The 3,491-nt window shown below is 44.7% G+C and carries 2 protein-coding genes; one reads left to right on the forward strand and one right to left on the reverse strand.

From position 1 onward, the window contains the following. On the reverse strand, window positions 1-395 hold a 395-nt coding region (locus MSG93_RS19185; RefSeq protein ID WP_098733245.1), incomplete at its 3' end, for a recombinase family protein. 94 nt (window positions 396-489) lie between these two features. Here MSG93_RS19185 and MSG93_RS19190 point away from each other — a divergent pair. After that, a complete protein-coding gene (locus tag MSG93_RS19190) occupies window positions 490-3,456 on the forward strand; it encodes a Tn3-like element ISAcsp1 family transposase (protein ID WP_004726714.1) in 2,967 nt (988 codons plus the stop codon). Window positions 3,457-3,491 lie beyond the last annotated feature (35 nt).

Below are 3,491 nucleotides of genomic sequence, written 5' to 3' on the forward strand. Positions count from 1 at the left end.
CGTAGTAAATCTCCCTCAAACTCTGCTAATGCAGACATCACAGAAGCCATGAGCTTTCCCTGAGATGTGGAAAGGTCAAACTGCAAACCTGTTTGTGCCACCAGAGATACCCCGAAATGCCCAAGATCTTGTAATGACTGTACGAGATCCACGGTGCTTCTGCCCCAGCGTGTCAATTCCGTCACCAAGATGGCATCGATTTCACGAGATTGCGCCATGGTCATCAAGTATTTTCTTTGCAATCTCTCATCCTTACTGCCTGATGCAGTTTCTTTCCAAACACCGACAACATCGTAGCCGCAACGATTGGCGTAGGCACGTAGGTCATATTCCTGTCGTTCGCAGGACTGATCGTTCGTTGATACTCGGCAATAAATGGCCGCATTCTGTCCCAATTGAACCTCCTTGCGAAATTGCAGCGCAAAGCTAAGCGTGGCGGTACAAAATAATGTACCTTTAATAGTTTAGTTTATTTGGGACTAATGAGCCATGCCGCGCCATTCTATTTTGTCGTCCACGGAATTGGGAAGCCTGTTCGAAATTCCAGATGATAGAGCTTTTATGCTTCAGCATTACACTCTGAGTGATTCTGATAAATCCATAGTCCATCAACATCGAGGGGCATCCAACAAGCTAGGCTTTGCAATTCAACTTTGCTACATGCGTTACCCTGGAGTGATATTGGGTATTAACGACGAACCATTCAAACCCTTACTTTTCATGATGGCTGCTCAACTTAGTATATCAGTGGACTGCTGGAATGATTATGGTCAGCGCGAGCAAACAAGACGAGAACATATTGCCGAATTGAAAAAAGTTTTTGGGTTCAAACTATTCACCTTGAGTGACTATCGGCAATCGGTCAATATGATGGTGGATTTGTCCCTTCAGACAGATAAAGGTCTTATTTTAGCCACAACTCTCGTTGAAAATTTACGACAAAAATCAGTCCTTTTGCCAGCTATAAATGCAATTGATAGTATTTGCGCAGAAGCAATCACATCTGCCAACCGCATAATTTATACTGCTTTGACGAGCTCACTTTCAGAAACTCATCGTCAAAATATAGATGCTTTGCTGAACCGTAAAGAGGGCAGCAAACTGACAATATTGGGGTGGCTTAGACAGTCACCAGCTAAACCAAACTCAAAGTACATGCTTGAGCACATTGAGCGGCTGAAGTGCTTACAAGCCATCGATCTACCTGAAGACATTGGAAAACACGTTCATCAAAATCGCTTACTGAAAATTGCTCGCGAAGGTGGGCAAATGACTCCTGCTGATTTGGCCAGATTTGAATCTCAACGTCGATATGCCACTTTGGTAGCAATCGTTGTGGAGAGTATGGCCACGATCACCGACGAAATTATTGACCTGCATGATCGCATTATTGGAAAGCTATTTGCTATCGCAAAAAATAAACACCAGCAACAATTTCAATCATCAGGTAAAGCGATCAACGACAAAGTGCGTTTGTATGGGCTTATCGGGAAAGCCTTGCTAGATGCCAAGCAAAATGGCAGTGATCCGTTTGCCGCCATCGAAACTGTTATTTCATGGGATGCTTTTGCAGCAAGTATTACTGAGGCAGAAAAACTGGCGCAACCCGAAGACTTTGATTTTTTACCACGAATTGGCGAGAGCTATGCAACTTTACGCCGTTACGCGCCAGAACTTCTTGCCATACTTAAATTGCGTGCTGCCCCAGCAGCAAAAGATATGCTTGCCGCTGTAGAGTTGCTCCGCAGCATGAATGTTGATAATACACGAAAAATCCCCTCTAATGCTCCAATAGCGTTTATCAAAAAACGGTGGGCAAGACTAGTCTTTACCGATGATGGTATTGATCGCCGCTATTACGAAATATGTGTGTTATCTGAACTTAAAAACTCGCTACGGGCTGGGGATCTCTGGGTACAAGGCTCTCGCCAATTCAAAGACTTCGATGAGTATTTAGTGACTGCTGATAAATTTAATCAGCTAAAACAGTCCAATGAGTTACCTCTAACCATTACTACTGATTGTGATCTATATTTGCAAAGTCGCCTTTCACTATTGGAGCAGAAATTAGCAATCATTAATCGCATGGCAGCGACCAACGATTTGCCTGATGCGATGATCAATCAATCTGGTCTAAAAATAACACCTCTCGATGCCGTGGCTCCTGATACAGCCCAAACTTTAATTGACCAAACAGCAATGCTGTTACCACATATCAAGATCACCGAATTATTAATGGAGGTCGATGAATGGACAGGCTTTACTCGACACTTCACTCATTTGAAAACGGATGACACTGCGAAGGATAAAGCGTTATTGCTCACGACCATACTGGCTGATGCAATTAATTTAGGGCTGACGAAAATGGCCGAATCATGTCCTGGTACAACTTATGCCAAACTCTCATGGCTACAGGCTTGGCATATCCGTGATGAAACTTATTCAACGGCATTGGCCGAATTGGTGAATGCTCAATTGAAACAACCTTTCGCTGAAAACTGGGGAGATGGCACTACCTCCTCATCAGATGGCCAACGCTTCCGCGCAGGTGGCAGAGCTGAAAGTACAGGACATATCAATCCAAAATATGGCGCAGAGCCTGGAAGGTTATTTTATACACACATTTCTGATCAATACGCACCATTTAGCAGTAAGCTGATCAATGTGGGCGTTCGTGATTCAACCTATGTTCTTGATGGGCTGCTGTATCACGAGTCTGATTTACGCATCGAGGAACACTACACCGATACGGCTGGATTCACCGACCATGTTTTTGCACTCATGCACATGCTAGGGTTTCGATTTGCACCACGAATTCGTGATCTGGGCGATACGAAACTCTATATTCCAAAGTCAGACATAGACTATGCCGCACTTAAACCCATGATTGGCGGCACACTGAATATCAAACAGATTCGTACTCATTGGGACGATATTTTGCGTCTGGCCGCATCAATCAAGCAAGGGACTGTCACAGCGTCGCTAATGCTACGTAAACTCGGTAGTTATCCACGACAGAATGGTTTGGCATTGGCATTACGAGAGCTGGGGCGTATTGAGCGCACACTGTTTATCTTGGATTGGTTGCAAAGCGTAGAACTACGCCGTCGGGTTCAAGCTGGATTAAATAAAGGTGAAGCCCGTAATGCATTAGCGCGCGCCGTTTTCTTTTATCGATTGGGTGAGATTCGAGATCGAAGCTTTGAGCAACAGCGTTATCGAGCCAGTGGCTTGAATCTAGTGACCGCCGCCATTGTATTGTGGAACACGGTTTATTTAGAGAGAGCGACTAACGCCCTACGAGGGCATGGTCGCACAGTCGATGATACCTTGCTGCAATATCTGTCACCGCTGGGGTGGGAGCACATCAATTTAACTGGGGATTATCTATGGCGAAGCAAAGCCAAGATAGGTGGTGGAAAATTTAGGCCATTGCGCGCAATTGAAAAACCTTAGCGTGCTATATTTTCCGTTTCCTGAGACGACCCCTA

The sequence above is a fragment of the Acinetobacter sp. IK40 genome, assembly GCF_035615075.1.
Lineage (GTDB): Bacteria > Pseudomonadota > Gammaproteobacteria > Pseudomonadales > Moraxellaceae > Acinetobacter > Acinetobacter courvalinii.